The organism is Archangium sp. Cb G35 (assembly GCF_001896145.1).
Taxonomy (GTDB): domain Bacteria; phylum Myxococcota; class Myxococcia; order Myxococcales; family Myxococcaceae; genus Archangium; species Archangium violaceum.
The window spans coordinates 27,701-43,670 of sequence record NZ_MPOI01000009.1; the positions used below are offsets into that span (position 1 = coordinate 27,701).

Here is a 15,970-nt window from a genome sequence, read left to right on the forward strand (position 1 = left end):
CCGCGAAAACATGGCGGATCCGGCCCATCACACGGGGTAGCCTGGGCCTCTACCCGCACAACCCGTTCCAGTCGGAGGCCGAGATGTCGTCCGCGCCCAACCACTACAAGGCCAACCTGCGAGACCTGAACTTCAACCTCTTCGAGTTCCTGGAGATCGGGCGGAGCTCGCTGGGCAAGGCGCCCTTCGGGGACTTCGACGAGACGGCGGCGCGGCAGACGCTGGAGACGTTCGCCGAGGTGTGCCTCAAGGAGATGGCGCCGAGCTTCACCGAGCCCGAGCACAACCCGCCGAAGCTGGAGAACGGGACGGTGACGCTGCCGCCGGGCATCCAGAAGGCGCTGGCGGCCTATCACGAGTCGGGGATGGGCCAGTTGGAGCTGCCCGTGCACCTGGGGGGCATGGGAGCACCGCCCTCGCTGGGCTGGGCGGCGTTCGAGCTGATGGTGGGGGCCAACCCGGCGGTGGCCTTCTACACGCTGGGCGGAGTGCTGGCGCGCGTCATCGACCGGCTGGGCACCGCGGCCCAGAAGAAGCGCTTCCTGCCGGCGATGATGGAGCGGCGCTGGGTGGGCACCATGGTGCTCACCGAGCCGGACGCGGGCAGTGACGTGGGCGCGGCGCGGGCCAAGGCGCGGCACGTGGGCGGGGACGTCTGGGAGCTCGAGGGCGTGAAGCGCTTCATCACCAGCGCGGAGACGGACAACACGGAGAACATCATCCACATGGTGCTGGCGCGGCCCGAGGGCGCGGGCCCGGGCACCAAGGGGCTCTCGCTCTTCATCGTGCCCAAGTTCTGGGTGGAGGAGAACGGCGCGCTGGGCGAGCGCAACGGCGTGGTGTGCACGAAGATCGAAGACAAGATGGGCCTGAAGGGCTCGGTGACGTGCGAGCTGACCTTCGGTGACGGGAAGCCGGCGCGAGGCCTGCTGCTGGGCGAGGTGCACGACGGCATCCGGCAGATGTTCCACATCATCGAGCAGGCGCGCATGGCGGTGGGCATCAAGTCCATGGCCACGGTGTCCACGGCGTACCTCAACGCGCTGGAGTTCGCGAAGGATCGCAAGCAGGGCTCGGACCTGATGCAGGCGCGCGACGCCAAGGCCCCGCGCGTCACCATCCTCCACCACCCGGACGTGCGGCGGATGCTGATGGCGCAGAAGGCGCACGCCGAGGGCATGCGGGCGCTCTGCCTCTACACCGCCTCCATCCAGGACCAGGTGGAGCTCAAGGGTGGGCACCGGGCGCTGGAGGCCGCCGAGTATGACTCGCTCAACGACCTGCTCCTGCCGCTGGTGAAGGGCTACTGCTCGGACAGGGGATACGAGTTGCTGGGGACGGCGCTGCAGTGCTTCGGGGGCTCGGGGTACCTGAAGGACTACCCGATGGAGCAGTACATCCGGGACCAGAAGATCGACTCGCTCTACGAGGGCACCACGCACATCCAGGCGTTGGATCTGCTGCTGCGCAAGGTGGCGAGGGACGGAGGGGCGACGCTGCAGCGGCTGTTGGGGCAGGTGCGCGCGACAGTGGAGTCGGGCGAGGGCGGCAAGGAGCTGGAGGCCGAGCGGGCGGCGCTGAGCAAGGGGCTGGCGGACCTGGAGACAATGCTGGGAGCGCTGCTGGGGAAGATGGGCGAGTCCATCTACCACGTGGGCCTGCAGGGCAACCGGGTGCTGCTGTCGCTGGCGGACCTCGTGGTGGGCTGGCTGCTGGTGCGGCACGCGGCGGTGGCGCTGGAGCGCATGAAGACGAACGCGGGCGACAAGACCTTCTACATGGGCAAGCTCGCGAGCGCGCGCTGGTTCTGCCACGAGGTATTGCCGGGGATTGCCCACGCCGCGCGCATGGTGGAGCAGGGCACGCTGGACCTGATGGAAGTGCCCGAAGAAGCGTTCTAACCGAGTACCCCACTGCCCCAACTTCCCCACAGCCCCAACATCCCCTCTCTCCTCGGGAGAGGGACGGGGTGAGGGTGCCCGGGTCCCAGGTTGGATCCGTGCATCCCCACCGTGCCTGTCCGTCTGCCGTCCAGACCAGCAACCACGGAAGCGCTGCCGGACGTCTGACCCGGGTGTTACACCCAGCCTCGCCATGGAAGAGCAGCAGGGAGAACAGGGCCGGAAGGCCGAGCGCCCGCGGAAGAAGCCGAGGAAGGTGTCTCCCCGCTATCTGGAGAACGCGGCGCTGCACTACCTCAAGCGGTACGCGGCAACGGAGAGCCAGCTCAAGCGCGTGTTGATGCGCAGGGTGGACCGTTCCCTCAAGGAGCACGGGGGAGAGCGGACCGAGGCACTCGGCTGGGTGGACGAGCTCGTGGCGAAGCTCAGGCGCGGAGGGCTCATCAACGACGAGGCCTACGCGGGGATGAAGGCGCACTCGTTGCGCAACTCGGGCCGGAGCGCGCGGGTCATCGCCCAGAAACTGAGGCTGAAGGGCGTCTCGGCGGACGTGGTGGCGAAGAAGCTGGCGGACGCCACCGCGGAGCTCTCCGAGGAAGAGGCGGCGAAGATCTGGGCGCGGAAGAAGCGGCTGGGCCCCTTCCGGACGAACGCGAAGACGCGCGAGGAGAACCGGCAGAGGGATCTCGCGGCGCTGGCGAGGGCGGGGTTCTCCTTCGCCATCGCGAAGAAGATCATCGACTCCGCGGGCTAGAAACGCTCAGGCGAAGCGGACGGCGTAGATCGGGGGCAGATGCGCGGAGAGGTGCACCCAGGAGTCCCCGCCGTTCTCGGAGACCCAGAGCGAGCCGGTGGTACTGCCAAAGGCGAGCCGCTCTCCCGAGGCATCCACGTCGAGCGCGTGGCGCAGGGTGAGATCATAGGCGTGCTCCTGGGGGAGGCCCTCGCGCAGCACCTCCCAGCTCTTGCCGCCGTCGCGGGTACGCGAGACGACGACGCGGCCGTCCACGGGGAAGCGCTGCTCGTCCTTGATGGCGGGGACGCGCCAGGCGATGTCCGGGTTGGACGGGTGGGCCGCGATGGCGAAACCGAAGACGCTCGGAGCGCTCTCGGGGATGGACACCCAGCGGGAGCCCCCGTCATCGGAGCGGAAGACGCCGTTGTGATGCTGGGCCCAGATGCGGTCCGGGTGCGAAGCGCAGCGCGCGAGCAGGTGCGGATCCTGGGTGGCCGGGTTCTCGCACAACTCGGGAGGCATGTACTCGGCGAACATGCCGTGGCTCACCTCCCAGTGCTCGCCCCCATCGCGCGTGAGCCACGCGCCGCCGCACGAGACGCCCACGGCGAGCTCGTTCGGGTTCTTCGGATGCGGGCAGATGGAGTGGATGCCCGGCAGGTCCGTGCCACCACCGAACCACTGCTTGCGCAGCGGGTGCTCCCAGAGGCCGCGGCACAGCTCCCAGGACTGGCCCCGGTCCTTCGAGCGGAAGAGCCCGCCACCGACCGTGCCGCACCAGAGGGTGCCGTCCACGACCTCGAGGGCCCAGATCTGCTCGACGCGCCATGGCCAGGGCTTGCCATCGGGGAGCGTCTCCTCGAGCCCTTCCGGCTTCTGGGGGAAGGCGGGGGCGGTGAGCTCGTCCCAGCGCTGACCGCCATCGGAGGAAGCGCGCAGCTTCACGCCGAAGTGGCCCAGGTGGAGCGCGGCATAGAGGGTGCCATCCGCGGAAGACTTCGCGACGAGCGAGACCGGATCACCGAGGAAGGACGTCTGGGCGATACGCCACCGGCCCTGGGAACGCCGGAGCTCGAAGAGCCCCTTGCGCGTGGCGACGAAGATGCGATCCGACATGATCAACCCCCCGAGAGTGCCTGCATGATGTAGAGGTCGGAGGCCTCGCCGATCGGCTCCTGCTGGCCCGAACGATCACGAAGCTGGCCGCCATCCACGAAGACGACGACGTGATGGCGCAGTGCCCCCTGCTCATCGAGCACGTAACTGCGCACCTGTGGATGGCGGGCGAAGTAGTGCTCGAGGGCCTCGCGAACGGTGGTCCCGCCCACCTGCTCGGTGGGGCACGAGACATGACGCTGGAGGCTCGAGGTGAAGGAGATGCGGGGCACGGCGGCGCACCCTAGCATCGGGGTGCTTACCGCCGGAACACGGTGCCGCCCTTCATGACGAAGCGGACGTGACGCAGCGCGGAAATGTCGCGGGTGGGGTCTCCCTCGACGGCGACGAGGTCCGCGAAGAGCCCCTCCTTCACCTGGCCGATGCGGTCCTCCATGTGGAGCATGCGGGCGTTGACGGAGGTAGCGGCCTTCAACGCATGCAGGGGCGACAGGCCGTAGGAGACCAGGAGTTCCAGCTCACGAGCGTTGTCGCCATGGGCGAACACCCCCACGTCACTGCCATTACAGATGGTGACACCGGCGGCGAGGGCGGCGCGGAAGCTGGCGCGCTTCTGCTGGATGGCGGCGGGCTCGGGGTCGGTGCCCTTCTTCCATCCGCCGTACTGGTGGAGGGCATCCCCGGCGGCGAGCGTGGGGCAGAAGAAGACACCGCGCTCGGCCATGAGCTTGAAGACCTCGGGGGTGCCACCGTCCCCGTGCTCGATGCTCTCCGCACCGGCGAGCACGGCGCGGCGCATGCCTTCCGGGGTGCTGGCGTGGACGACGACGGGGCGTCCACCGTCGCGAGCGGTCTGGACGATGAGCTTCATCTCCTCGAGCGAATAGGACGGGAACGCCTCGCCGCGCGGGCCCCAGCGGTAATCGCCATAGACCTTGATCCAATCAGCGCCCTTGCCCATCTGGCCGCGGACGGCGCGGATGAGGTTGTCGACACCATCGGCCTCCTCGGCGCCCTGGGGGACGTGCCACTCGGGAGCGAAGCCCTTGGGGGCATAGGAGCCGGTGGCGACGAGGGCGCGGGTGGTGGCGAGGACGCGGGGCCCGGGGATGATGCCCTGCTGGATGGCCTGCTTGAGACCGACATCGGCATCGGCGGCGCCCTCGGTGCCGAGATCGCGCACGGTGGTGAAGCCGGCGAGCAACGTATCGCGGGCGTGATTGGTGGCGCGGGCGACGCGGAGGGCGAGCGGCTCGCGGAGCACCTGATCATTCCAGGAGGTCTCGTTGTAGGGGTGGAGGAGCAGATGCGAGTGCGCCTCGATGAGACCGGGGACGAGGGTGGTGCCGGGAAGCTCGACGACCTCCGTCCCCAGGGGAGCGGTCACCTGGGCAGCGGGCCCGACGGCGGCGATGCGGTCCCCTCGGACGAGCACGACCCAACCCTCCTGGGGCTTCGCGGAGACACCGTCGAAGACACGGGCGGGACGCAGGAGGAACACAGCGGGGCTGGCAGCCTGTGCGGAGGCCATGGACGGCACGACACAGAGGAGCGCGACGAGGAGGGCGAGCAGGAGGCGCATGGAGAGCAGGGAGGAAGGAGGAACGAGCGAGCGACCTATCACAGGACTCCTCACTCGCCATCCATCCCCTCGCTCCCCGGGGTGAGGGTGCCCGTCCCCGTTCTCCAGACCCGTCCCCCCTACTCGTCCTGCTCGATGGCGGAGGCGTCCTTGCCGAAAGGCGGCTCGAAGGCGCCGGAGAGCTGCCGTTCCTTGAGGTCCTTGTCGCGCTCGAAGTCGGCATAGGACATGCCAGTGGATTCAGGTCGAGGACGAGACGCCTCTTCATCGGAATGCCCACGGAAACGCGAGGACAGCTTCTGCCAGATGCTCATGGGGAGACCTCCTGCCGGAGAGGATGCGCACGACGGGAACGAAGCGAGCCCCCTCCCCCGCCAGGGGCACGGCCGGGCTCACCACCAACTGGGGGCCACGAAGCGCTCCCACTCCCAAGCCTGGGGATGCAGTCGCTGGGACTCGCACCAGTCGAGCACCTCGGAGCGCCAGGCGCGGGCGCCGCCGGGCAGAGGCCAGGCGCGGGTGATGGCGGAGCGGTGGACGTCCACGTACCCCTTCAGCACGTAGCGATTCACGTCATCGAGAACATCCGGAGCCACGTCCTCCCGCAGACGCCCTTCCACCATCCGCTCGGCGCGCCTGCGCGCATGAGCGATCGCCTCCTCGGGGACAGGCGACTCGCGCACCAGCCAGAGCCCGAGGATGGGCACGGGACACTGCTCGAACGAGGCGGCGAGGATCCGGTCATGCCCATCGAGCACCACCCACTTGCGCAAGGGGGCCAGGTAGAAGAGGAGCACGGGAGGAAGGGAGCCGTCGCGAGCGGCCTTGCGCCAGACCTTCAAGCGGCCGGAGTCCTCGGGAGAGGGAGGCCGGAGCGAGATGACCCCGCCACACCAGACGAACTGCCCCGAGTGCTTGGGAGGACTGGGAGGAAAGTCCTCGCCCAGGGAGTCCCGGGAGTACCCATCGAATTGCCAATACTCGCGCCAGAAGGGCTCGAAGCCGAGAGCACTGACGCCATGGACCAGGTACGGGGGCTCGGGCGGCACGCCGGGCCCGGCGGGACGGGTGGAGTATTTCCGGGCCGCGCCGGCGTCCACCTCGGGAAGGGGACGAAGACACCAGCGGCCCGCGTGGAGCGGCGACGCGGGAGAAGCCTCGAGGTGACGGACGACATAGCGGTTCCAGGCATCCCACCAGGCGGGAGAACCCGGCTGCTCGCGGATGGCGCGCACGTCAGCGGCGGTGATGGGCGGAAGGACGGCGGGCACCCAAGCGGGGCCGCGCAGGAAGCCACAGGTCTCCCAGCCCTCCTCCACATGCATCCACAGCAGGGGCTGCGTTCCGGCCATCAAGCGCAGGAAGGGAGGAGTGGCCTGCACGTGGAAGAAGGGCCGATGGCGCCAGGACCCCTCGGCGGGCACATCCAGGAGCAAACCGGGGCCGGCGGTGGGCCGCTCCCAGTCCGTGTCATCGGGGCTCAGTGCCAACTTGGAAGACATGAGCGGCTCCCCTCCGGGTGCGGAGCATCGGACGCTCCCATGGCTGCCCGCTCGGATGGAGCGTGCAATGGGGCGGGCTTTGGAAGAAAAAGAATCACACAGGGCGCCGGCGGGCGCGAAGGACGGTCAGGCGGAAGATGCACGAAGTGACTGCGGGAGCACCGGCGAAGGTGGCATCGAGGCTGGAACTGTCGGCGGGAGCGCTGGCGGCGAACGTGGCGACGCTGCGCAAGCTATCCGTGGACACGAATGGGCCGAGGGCGCTGGGCGCGGTGTTGAAGGGCAATGCATACGGCCACGGGCTGACGCAGATGTTGCCGCTGGTGCACCCGTTGGTGGACGTCCTGTACTTCATCACGCCGGGGGACGCGCTGACGGCACGGGCCTTCGAGCAAGCGAAGGGACTGCCGCGCAAGCAAGTGCTGGTGATTGGCGCCACGGACGCGGAGGAGGCGGTGGCGCTGGCGCGAGCGGGGGTGGAGGTGGTGGTGGGGGACGGCTCGTGGAGGGAGACGGCGGAGGAGCTGCGCCGGGCGAAACTGGAGCACCCGCTGAGGGTGCACGTGCACGTGGACACGGGGCTGGGGCGAGAGGGCTTCACGCCGGGGCAGATCGCGGGGGGCGAGTTGGACTTCCTGCGCGAGGCGGCGGACGTGCTGCGGGTGGTGGGGGTGCTGAGCCATTTCGCGAACACGGAGGACGTGACGGAGCAGACGTACGCCGAGTCCCAGCTCGACGTCTTCGAGGGTGGGCTGATGGCGCTGCGGACGAGCGTGCCGGTGGAGGAGCCATTGCAGCGGCACATGGCGGCGAGCGCGGCGACGCTGGTGCTGCCGAGGGCGCGTTTCGACGCGCAGCGGGTGGGCATCTCGCTGTACGGGCTGTGGCCGTCGACGGAGACGAGACTCTCGGCGCGGCTGGTGTTGGGGCGGGTGCCGGAGCTGAGGCCGGTGCTGTCGTGGAGGTGCCCGAGCCAGGTGGTGAAGTGGCTGCCGGCGGGGAGCTACGTGGGGTACGGGTGCACGTACCGGTGCGCGGAGGCGACGCGGGTGGCGGTGCTACCGGTGGGGTACTACGACGGGTACGCGCGGCTGCTGTCGGGGAAGGCGCACGTACTGGTGAACGGGAGGAGGTGCCCGGTGTTGGGGCGGGTGATGATGAACCACATCATCGTGGACGTGACGAGGGCGACGCATGACGAGCGGCTGTTGACGGCGACGCTGCTCGGCAAGGATGGGGACGAGCACCTGCACGTGGAGAACCTGGCGGACTGGGCGCAGACGATCCACTACGAGTTCACGACGCGCCTGGGCGCCCACCTGCGCCGGGTCGTAGTCCCATAGCCAAGGGTCCAATCCCAAACACAGTCAAGAACCCTCACGGACCAACAACCCCTCTCCCCTCGGGAGAGGGACGGGGTGAGGGTGCCACGAATCCCGGGTTGAGCCCGTGCGATGTCCCCTCTCCCTTTGGGAGAGGGGCTAGGGTGAGGGATTCCAATCAATTCACGAATTACTTGAACTCACCGTCCCACTCTTCGAGGATGCGCCTCCCCCCCAAGAGGAGCGCAGAGATGAAGCTCGAGACGCGCAGGCTTCGCATCAATCTCCAGGGCCCGGCCCTGCTGGCCCTGACGACGCTGTGGTCCAGCTGTGGACCGGCGACACTGGACGCGCACGAACCCGAGGAGCTCGCGAGCCTCGAGTCAGCGGCGGCGGTGGATCACCGGCCGTTCACGGTGATGACATACAACGTGCGGCAGGTGAACGCGGATGACACGGGCATCTACAGCTGGACGCAGCGGAGCCCGGACGTCATCAAGCTCATCTCCGCGAGGAACCCGGACGTCTTCGGAGTGCAGGAGGCGTCGGCGGCGGCCATCCAGAACGATCTCATCAACGCGTTCCAGGGGAACTACGACTACTACAAGCCGCCGAACGGAAGCCCGAAGATGATCTTCTATCGCCGGAGCCGGTTCGCGCTGGCGGCGGGCACGGACGTGCAGGGCTACTTCAGCATCGCCAATCCGTACGCCGAGTCCAACGCCTGCTACCCGAATGCATCCGGGAGGACGGCGGCCTGGATCAAGCTCGATGACAAACTCTCGGGCCGCCAGTACTTCCTGGTCAACTCGCACCCGGCACACGGAGTGAACTGTGGCCTGGCGCGAGAGAAGAACGCGGAGCTGATCCGCGGCATCATCACCCAGAAGGCGACAGGCCGTTCCATCATCGTGTTCGGAGATTTCAACTCCGACCCGCAGAACCCGAACTCGACGAACGACGACTCCATCGCGATGCTCGAGACGGGAGCGTCCCCGACGCTGTACCGCTCGGCGCGGCACACGGGAGCCACGACGGCGGACACGGCGACCTTCAACAGCTCCTGGAAGAACCCGAGCACCAACTACAACCGGCTCGACTACATCCTCGTGAGTGGCGGGGACATGACCACGTCGGACCAGCTCATCGACACGAGCAAGTACGACGGCATCTCGCCATCGGACCACTTCGCGGTGATGGCGACCATCCGTCCGGCGGTATTCCAGGCGGGCTCGACGACGGATACGCAGGGCAACGGAACCTCGGCGAGCACGCGGCTCTACTTCGCGGACGTGACGGGGGACGGCTGCGCGGACAAGCTGTCCTGGAATCCCACGTTGCTCGGAGGAGCGACCCAGGCCTTCCGGGGCAACTGCAACGGGACCTTCGGTCCGGCGATCGTGCACGACAATGGAGGGAGCGCGTCCAACGCGACGACCTTCTACTTCGCGGATGTGAACGGGGACGCGTGCGCGGACAAGATCTACTGGAACCCGACCTTCGATACGGGCCACACGCGGGTCTACCTGTCGAACTGTGACGGGACGTTCCGCTGGACCAACTCGAACGACAACGGCGGGAGCGAGTCGAGCGCGACCACCTTCCATTTCGCGGACATCACCGGGGACAAGTGCGCGGACAAGATCTACTGGAACCCGACGTTCGACTCGGGCCGGGCGCGCGTCTACCTGTCGAACTGTGACGGAACCTTCGCCTGGTCCAACACCAACACGGATGCCGGGAGCAGCCAGAACGGCGACGCGCACTTCTACTTCGCGGACGTCACGGGAGACGGCCGTGCGGACAAGATCGTGTGGGACCCGGCGGCGGACTCGGGGCGCACGCGCGTCTACGCCTCGAACGGCAACGGCACGTTCACCTTCCTGACCTCGCACACGGGCGGCTATAGCGGCAATCCCGAGACGCGGCTCTACTTCACCGACGTCAACGGCGATGGCCACGCCGACAAGCTCTTCTGGCGTCCGGACTACCGCGAGGGGCGCATCCAGGTGTACCTCGGCTCGGCCACGGGCTTCTCGGGAGGCCCGCTGATGAACAACCCGGGATATAGCCAGTCCGCCAACACGCAGTACTTCTTCGCGGACCTCGACGGCAGCGGGGCGGCGGACCAGATCTACTGGAACTACGGCGCGGCGGATGGCGGCTCCCGCGCCTACCTGTCCCGGTACTGACGCCTCCGCGTCCAGGCTCTGTCTGATGGAGGTGGCGGTCCTCCGTCAGAGAGCCTGGCGCTCGGACGCCTCGCGAACGAGCCATTCACGAAACGCCACCAGCTTCGGGAGCGTGGCGCACTCGGGCCGGTAGACGGCGTAGTAGGCGAGCGCGGAAGGGAACTCCACCTCGGGGAACAGGCGCACCAGCCGTCCGGCCGCGAGGTCGTCATGCGCCATGATGCTGCGGGCCAACGCCACGCCCTGCCCGTCGATTGCCGCCTGCAGCACCGCGGCGGAGTTGTTGATACGCAGGCCTCGCTTCGTCTCGACGTCCTTCGCGCCCGCCTTCTCGAGCCAGGCCTCCCACGTGGCGAACCCCGCGCGGGCATCCACGGACCGGTCGTGGATGAGTCGTAGGCCGCCCAGGTCCGACGGCCGGCGCGGACGGCGGCTCTGCCGCAGGAGCGCGGGCGAGCAGACGGGATAGACCTCCTCGTCGAAGAGCTTGTCGGCGCTCAGCCCGGGCCAGACACCAGCTCCGTAGCGCACGCCGATATCCACCCCGCGCGCGGCGAAGTCGAGCAACTCGATGGACACGTCGAGCCGCACGTCCAGCTCCGGCCATGCGGCCTGGAACCGCTCGAGGCGCGGCAGGAGCCACTTGGCCGCGAAGGCGGGGCTGACCGTCACGGTCAGCACACCCGCCGACGAGCTCTCCTTCAACCGCGCGACGCCGGCGCTCAGCCGCTCGAACCCGGCGCGGATTTCCGGCAGCGCCCGCTGGGCCGCTTCGGTGAGGACGAGCCGCTTCGGTCCGCTCGTGCCTCGGAGGAACAGCGGTATGCCGAGCGCCTCCTCGAGGCTTCGCACGAGTTGTCCGACCGCCGCCGGGGTCACGTGAAGCTCGGCGGCCGCGGCGGAGAAGCTCTCGTGCCTGGCACTCGCCTCGAAGGCGCGCAGGGCGTTGAGGTATTCGGGCGCGCTCATGGGCGGTCAAGATTTCCTTTGCCGGAAGCCAAGAACATCTCGTTTGCGGCGGCGGGTACCCAGACGCATGAATTCCTCGTCGGCCCTCGGTGAGCTGCCCCTGCGGGATAGCTCATCTTACACGCAGTACAGACGTCCAAACGGAGGAAACCCATGGTCTACCTTCAAATCACTCTGCAGATTTCTCCCGCCAACCGGCCCGCGGCCGTGGGCGTGTACCAGCGCTACAAGGCGCCATTCCTCGAGACGATCGCCGGCGCGCAGTCGAAGGAATTGCTCGTCCGTGACGAGGACGTGCAGGTGCTCCACGGGTTCGACACGGCGCAGCAGGCCAGCGCCTACCTCGAGAGCGGCCTGTTCAACGCCGATGTCGTGACCGCGTTGAAGCCGCTCCTCGACGCCGCCCCAAACGTCCGAATCTATCAGGCCGCCTGAGGTTTTCCGTGCCGGGCCAAGCAAGGGAGCAACTTTCAATGAGTGCGCGATTCACCCAGCAGAAGCTCATCGTCGTGGGCGGTACCAGCGGAATGGGGAAGGCCGTTGCCCGCATCGTCCTCGAGGAGGGCGGGCGAGCCGTTGTCATCGGGCATCGGGACGACAAGGTCCAGGCCGCCGTCGCTGAGTTGGCTGCGTTCGGTCCCGTGGACGGCCTGCGCGCGGACATCACCTCTGGCACGGAGAGACAGGCGCTGGTGGCCCAACTGAACAGGGACCACGCCGACGCGACGCTGCTGGTCAACGCGGCGGGCGTCTTCCTGCCGAAGGCATTCCTGGAGCACGAGGAACGCGATTACGACCTGTATCTCGACATCAACAAGGCCACCTTCTTCATCACGCAGGCCGTCGCCAGGTCCATGGTCGCGCTGCGCAAGGGGGGCGCGATCGTGAACATCGGCTCGATGTGGGCCAGGCAGGCCATCCAGGCCACTCCCTCCTCGGCCTATTCCATGGCCAAGGCAGGACTTCACTCGCTGACGCAGCACCTGGCGATGGAGCTGGCCGGCCATGGCATCCGCGTCAACGCGGTTTCACCGGCAGTCGTCGAGACCCCCATCTACGAGGGTTTCATCCCGAAGGAGCAGGTTCACGGTGCGCTCCAGGGGTTCAACGGATTCCATCCGCTCGGCCGCGTGGGCCGCGCGGAGGATGTTGCGCGGACCATCGCCCATCTGTTGTCGAACGAGGCCTCCTGGGTCACCGGCGCAATCTGGGATGTCGACGGCGGCGTCATGGCAGGACGCAACAAGTACAGCTGACCCTTGGTAGGGTTCCCCAGGCACCATGACCAGAAATCTTTCACCTTTCCTTCGTGCCCTGGACGAGGCACCGCTGATACTCGCCGAGGGCTCCGTGGTCGAGCGCCTGCGCCGCCACCCCGCGGGACTGCTGGACCCGCACGTGGCCAACGCGGGCCTCCTCTTCAGTCCGGAGGGACGCGAGGCGCTCGCCGGCATCTACCGCGACTACCGTGACATCGGTCTGCGCCACGGCCTGCCCACCCTCCTCCTCACGCCCACCTGGCGCGCGAACGAGGAACGGCTCGCGCGCGCGGGCCTCGCTGGCCGGGACGTCTTCACCGAGGCAGTGGGGCTGCTGGCGGGCCTGCGCGACGAGGCCGGCGGCCGGGGGGCGAGCGTCTTCATCGGGGGGCTCGTCGGGTGCCGCGGGGACGCCTACCAACCCGCGGAGGCCCTCCCCCGCGAGGAGGCGGCGGCCTTCCACGCGCCCCATGTGGAGGCGCTCGCCCGCGCCGGGGTGGACTTCCTCGTGGCCCAGGCGCTGCCGGCCCTCTCGGAGGCCGAGGGCCTCGCCCTGGCGATGGCGCGCACCGGGGCGCCATTCATGCTGAGCTTCGTCCTCCGTCCCACCGGGACGCTGCTCGACGGAACCCCGCTGGGCGAGGCCGTGGCGCGCATCGACGCCCTGCCCGGTGCGCGCCCGGCAGCGTACATGGTGAATTGCGTCCACCCCTCCGCCTTCCGCGAGGGCCTGTCGCGCCAGCTGGCCGCCTCGCCCTCCCTCGGCGCGCGAGTGGTGGGCCTGCAGGCCAATACCTCCCGCCTCTCGCCCGAGGAACTCGACGGGCGCGCGGAGCTCGACAGCGAGCCCCCGGACGTTTTCGCGCGGGAAATGGCCCGCGTCCATGCGGAACTCGGCACGCGCCTGCTCGGCGGGTGCTGTGGCACCGACGAGCGGCACATCGCCGCACTCGCCAGTGCCCTGACAAAGTCAGACAGGGCCTAACGCAACTCCGGGGTACACCCAAAGACAGACATGTCCTCGGTGACGGTGGAGCAGGTCCAACCGGGGCCACAGGACTGGGGGTCCCCGGGCTCGCACTGGCGGAAGCAGGTGCTGGCGGTGGAGCTGCCCATGCCGCAGACGTTCCCGGCGGAGCATGAACCGGACAGCACGGGGTTGCAGAGCGGAGCACACCAGAAGACGGCCCTGCCCCGGGACATGCGCATGTTGCAGCGCTCGCCCTCGGAGCACGGGGTGTCTCGGCAATCCCCCTCCGAGGCCGCGAGACACTGGTACTGGCCCTCCTGGACGCGGGAGCACAGTTGCCCCTCGGGGCATCCGAGCTGCTGACAGTCCGGAACACAACCGGGGCCCTCGCGGCTGTCGGTGCAGACGAAACCCTGGGCACAGCGCACGGCGCCATCCTGCGAGCACGGCGCGGAGCACACCTGGTTCACGCAGCGCAGTCCCTCGCGGCAGGAGCTGGCGGGCGAGACGGGCAGCGCATCACAGGACTCCCCCTCGCGGCGGACACCTTCGGGGGAACAGCGGCGGACGACGATGCCGGTGGCCCCTGTTGTGACGGCTCGACACAGGCTGCCCGGAAAACAGTGGGCATCCACCTCGCATTCGGAGGCCATGCACTCGAAGCGGCGCGTCTCGCGGTTGGCCACACAACCCTGGCCGGCGGGACAGTCCCCATCGGTGCGGCAGCTTCCACAGTCGAGCCCCTCGCCGGTCCGCTTGCAGCGCATCGCCGAGACGGGAAGCCCATCCGGCGCGAGCTCCCGCGAGGACAGCGGCATCACACTGGCGAGCGAAGGCGGTGGAGGCGGCGGCGGCTCGGGAGGAGCTGCCGGTACACCATGTAACGGATGGGAGTACACCCAGGCGGGGACGGCCTTCACCAGGCGCGAGGCCGAGGAGGCCGCGAAGCTGGCATCGAGCACGGAGGCGCCATGCAGGAGGGCCCGGGGCCGGGGAGAAGCGCGGGGAATGAGGAGCGGGCCGGAAAGCGGGGGCGGCTCCCAGGGAACGGGGCCCGGGGACGCAGTAGCGAGCTGCCAGAGGAAGACCGCGACGCCGCCAAAGGCGAACGCGAGCGCGAACCGTTTCGAGCGTGTCCGCTCACGCATGTGCTGCGCCTCTCATGTCATCCCCTCCGTGAGGTGGCGAGTCCAGTCACGGTGCGATGTCTCCAGGCACGCCTCCCTCATTATGGGAGGAAGACGTGCCCGGGTTCCGCACCAATCTTCATGAGTCGCGCGCCTCGCTCAGCAAGCGTAGACGTCACAACACATGAGGTAACCACCATCGGACGAGCATCCGCAGGGCGAGCACTGCCAACACTCCTTCTGCAGGGCGTAGGCCGCACCTCCGGCGAGAGCAGCGGCAGCACCAAGGGCCAACATCCAACGACGCCAGTACGTCTTCTTGTTCATCTTCATGACGTCCTCCGGGCTCACGACTGCACTCACGGCTGCCCTTACAGCGCGACGCCCTTCCGCCCCCGCAGCTCCAGCTCGAACCGGGCCTGCCCGTCCTCGGGCAGCGCCGGCGTGACGACGACGAGCCACCCCCACCCTCCGGGCGGGAGCGACCCGGGCCCCATCCGCAGGGCCAGCACCTCCACCTCCCCGCCTCCGTCCGCATGACGCACCCGGACATCGCCGGGCTCCCAGGACCGCAGCGGGTCCGGATTCCTCACGCGCACCACGAAGCCGGACAGTCCTCCGGCGTGGAACTGGCGCCGTTCCACCTCGAGCCCCGCGCCCGGCACTCCCTGCTGCAGTGGCCCGGAGCGCGCGGCGAGCACCAACATGGACTCCGCGAGCCGTCCGGCCCGGCCCTCGTCCCAACGCGAGCGCCGCCGCTCGGGCCACTCCGCGCTCGCGCCGCGAGGCCCCCACACCCGCTCGCGCCACACCGCGGAGACTGTGGCCGGTGCCTCGGCCCTTCCACGGGGACGAAGGTCGTAGCGGGAAACGCGCACCTGCACGTCCACCTCGGAGTCGCTGGTGGCGAGCACGAAGGGCACCTCGGTGCCATCGGAGAGCACCACCCGCAGCGTCACGTGCTCACCGCCGGGGAGCTCCTCGCGCGGGGTGACGATGAGGAAGCCATTGCCCATCAGGAGCGGCTCGAAGCGCCCGAGCCCGTCCTCCAGACGCGTGCGCTCCGCGTCCAGGGCGGTGTCGAAACGGATCCGCGTCGCCGTCCTGGCGGCCACGCGTACCTCCTCGGCCCGACCCGTCACCCGGACTGCACGCAGCCTCGGCTTGCGTAAGCCGTGCTGCGCCTCCTGCCCCTCAGCGGAGACACGCGTGGTCAGGAACAGCATGACGCAGAGAGTCATCTGCGTGATTCCTGACCTCATGCGTCACCCAACCTACGCAGCAGGCACTGACA

At 68.7% G+C, this 15,970-nt stretch carries 15 protein-coding genes; 7 read left to right on the top strand and 8 right to left on the bottom strand.

Annotation, left to right across the window (positions count from 1 at the left end):
- The first annotated feature begins 83 nt into the window (after positions 1-83).
- Both BO221_RS26445 and BO221_RS26450 read left to right on the top strand, forming a co-directional pair.
- Complete coding sequence (locus BO221_RS26445) at positions 84-1,901, top strand: acyl-CoA dehydrogenase (RefSeq protein WP_073563310.1); 1,818 nt, start codon at positions 84-86, stop codon at positions 1,899-1,901.
- Positions 1,902-2,094: 193 nt separating this feature from the next.
- On the top strand, positions 2,095-2,655 hold the full coding sequence (locus BO221_RS26450) for a regulatory protein RecX (protein WP_073563311.1): 561 nt from the start codon (positions 2,095-2,097) through the stop codon (positions 2,653-2,655).
- Between the two features lie 6 nt (positions 2,656-2,661).
- Here BO221_RS26450 and BO221_RS26455 read toward each other — a convergent pair whose 3' ends face one another.
- The 5 genes from BO221_RS26455 to BO221_RS26470 all read right to left on the bottom strand — a co-directional run bounded on the left by BO221_RS26455 (position 2,662) and on the right by BO221_RS26470 (position 6,837).
- On the bottom strand, positions 2,662-3,753 hold the full coding sequence (locus BO221_RS26455) for a sialidase (RefSeq protein WP_073563312.1): 1,092 nt from the start codon (positions 3,751-3,753) through the stop codon (positions 2,662-2,664).
- Between the two features lie 2 nt (positions 3,754-3,755).
- Entirely contained in the window at positions 3,756-4,025 is a 270-nt protein-coding gene (locus tag BO221_RS26460) for a MoaD/ThiS family protein (protein ID WP_073563701.1), read from the bottom strand.
- A 26-nt stretch (positions 4,026-4,051) separates the two neighbouring features.
- The gene (locus tag BO221_RS26465) at positions 4,052-5,377 is read right to left on the bottom strand and encodes an amidohydrolase family protein (protein ID WP_233166271.1); all 1,326 of its coding nucleotides are present in this window, start codon (positions 5,375-5,377) and stop codon (positions 4,052-4,054) included.
- A gap of 77 nt (positions 5,378-5,454) precedes the next feature.
- Entirely contained in the window at positions 5,455-5,649 is a 195-nt protein-coding gene (locus tag BO221_RS54030) for a hypothetical protein (RefSeq protein ID WP_143195695.1), read from the bottom strand.
- 78 nt (positions 5,650-5,727) lie between these two features.
- A complete protein-coding gene (locus tag BO221_RS26470) occupies positions 5,728-6,837 on the bottom strand; it encodes a hypothetical protein (protein ID WP_073563313.1) in 1,110 nt (369 codons plus the stop codon).
- Positions 6,838-6,974: 137 nt separating this feature from the next.
- Between BO221_RS26470 and alr the strand changes: the two genes are divergently transcribed.
- Together alr and BO221_RS26480 are read left to right on the top strand one after the other, a co-directional pair.
- On the top strand, positions 6,975-8,180 hold the full coding sequence (gene alr / locus BO221_RS26475; RefSeq protein WP_073563314.1) for an alanine racemase: 1,206 nt from the start codon (positions 6,975-6,977) through the stop codon (positions 8,178-8,180).
- A gap of 230 nt (positions 8,181-8,410) precedes the next feature.
- Positions 8,411-10,351, top strand: coding sequence for an FG-GAP-like repeat-containing protein (locus BO221_RS26480; protein ID WP_073563315.1), 1,941 nt, complete (start codon positions 8,411-8,413; stop codon positions 10,349-10,351).
- 45 nt (positions 10,352-10,396) lie between these two features.
- Here the strand turns inward: BO221_RS26480 and gcvA are convergent, their stop codons facing one another.
- Entirely contained in the window at positions 10,397-11,320 is a 924-nt protein-coding gene (gene gcvA / locus BO221_RS26485; RefSeq protein WP_073563316.1) for a transcriptional regulator GcvA, read from the bottom strand.
- A gap of 153 nt (positions 11,321-11,473) precedes the next feature.
- Between gcvA and BO221_RS26490 the strand changes: the two genes are divergently transcribed.
- Genes BO221_RS26490 through BO221_RS26500 form a run of 3 tightly spaced genes read left to right on the top strand, consistent with a single transcriptional unit; the run spans position 11,474 to position 13,564 of the window.
- Positions 11,474-11,755, top strand: coding sequence for a hypothetical protein (locus BO221_RS26490; RefSeq protein ID WP_073563317.1), 282 nt, complete (start codon positions 11,474-11,476; stop codon positions 11,753-11,755).
- Between the two features lie 38 nt (positions 11,756-11,793).
- On the top strand, positions 11,794-12,576 hold the full coding sequence (locus BO221_RS26495) for an SDR family NAD(P)-dependent oxidoreductase (protein ID WP_073563318.1): 783 nt from the start codon (positions 11,794-11,796) through the stop codon (positions 12,574-12,576).
- Between the two features lie 25 nt (positions 12,577-12,601).
- The gene (locus BO221_RS26500) at positions 12,602-13,564 is read left to right on the top strand and encodes a homocysteine S-methyltransferase family protein (protein ID WP_073563319.1); all 963 of its coding nucleotides are present in this window, start codon (positions 12,602-12,604) and stop codon (positions 13,562-13,564) included.
- On the opposite strand, the gene BO221_RS26505 is transcribed toward BO221_RS26500, so the two are convergent.
- Positions 13,561-14,697 (bottom strand): hypothetical protein, encoded by a 1,137-nt coding sequence (locus tag BO221_RS26505; protein ID WP_073563320.1) that lies wholly within the window; start codon positions 14,695-14,697, stop codon positions 13,561-13,563. The genes BO221_RS26500 and BO221_RS26505 overlap by 4 nt on opposite strands.
- Positions 14,698-15,047: 350 nt before the next feature.
- Positions 15,048-15,917, bottom strand: a complete 870-nt coding sequence (locus BO221_RS26510; protein ID WP_073563321.1) for a DUF2381 family protein — start codon at positions 15,915-15,917, stop codon at positions 15,048-15,050.
- Between the last annotated feature and the right edge of the window lie 53 nt (positions 15,918-15,970).

Coding starts and splice junctions, on each gene's coding strand:
- alr (WP_073563314.1), top strand. CDS start 6,975: ATGCACGAAGTGACTGCGGGAGCACCGGCGAAGGTGGCATCGAGGCTG.
- BO221_RS26455 (WP_073563312.1), bottom strand. CDS start 3,753: ATGTCGGATCGCATCTTCGTCGCCACGCGCAAGGGGCTCTTCGAGCTC.
- BO221_RS26510 (WP_073563321.1), bottom strand. CDS start 15,917: ATGACTCTCTGCGTCATGCTGTTCCTGACCACGCGTGTCTCCGCTGAG.
- BO221_RS26505 (WP_073563320.1), bottom strand. CDS start 14,697: ATGCGTGAGCGGACACGCTCGAAACGGTTCGCGCTCGCGTTCGCCTTT.
- BO221_RS26480 (WP_073563315.1), top strand. CDS start 8,411: ATGAAGCTCGAGACGCGCAGGCTTCGCATCAATCTCCAGGGCCCGGCC.
- gcvA (WP_073563316.1), bottom strand. CDS start 11,320: ATGAGCGCGCCCGAATACCTCAACGCCCTGCGCGCCTTCGAGGCGAGT.
- BO221_RS54030 (WP_143195695.1), bottom strand. CDS start 5,649: ATGAGCATCTGGCAGAAGCTGTCCTCGCGTTTCCGTGGGCATTCCGAT.
- BO221_RS26445 (WP_073563310.1), top strand. CDS start 84: ATGTCGTCCGCGCCCAACCACTACAAGGCCAACCTGCGAGACCTGAAC.
- BO221_RS26500 (WP_073563319.1), top strand. CDS start 12,602: ATGACCAGAAATCTTTCACCTTTCCTTCGTGCCCTGGACGAGGCACCG.
- BO221_RS26490 (WP_073563317.1), top strand. CDS start 11,474: ATGGTCTACCTTCAAATCACTCTGCAGATTTCTCCCGCCAACCGGCCC.
- BO221_RS26470 (WP_073563313.1), bottom strand. CDS start 6,837: ATGTCTTCCAAGTTGGCACTGAGCCCCGATGACACGGACTGGGAGCGG.
- BO221_RS26495 (WP_073563318.1), top strand. CDS start 11,794: ATGAGTGCGCGATTCACCCAGCAGAAGCTCATCGTCGTGGGCGGTACC.
- BO221_RS26450 (WP_073563311.1), top strand. CDS start 2,095: ATGGAAGAGCAGCAGGGAGAACAGGGCCGGAAGGCCGAGCGCCCGCGG.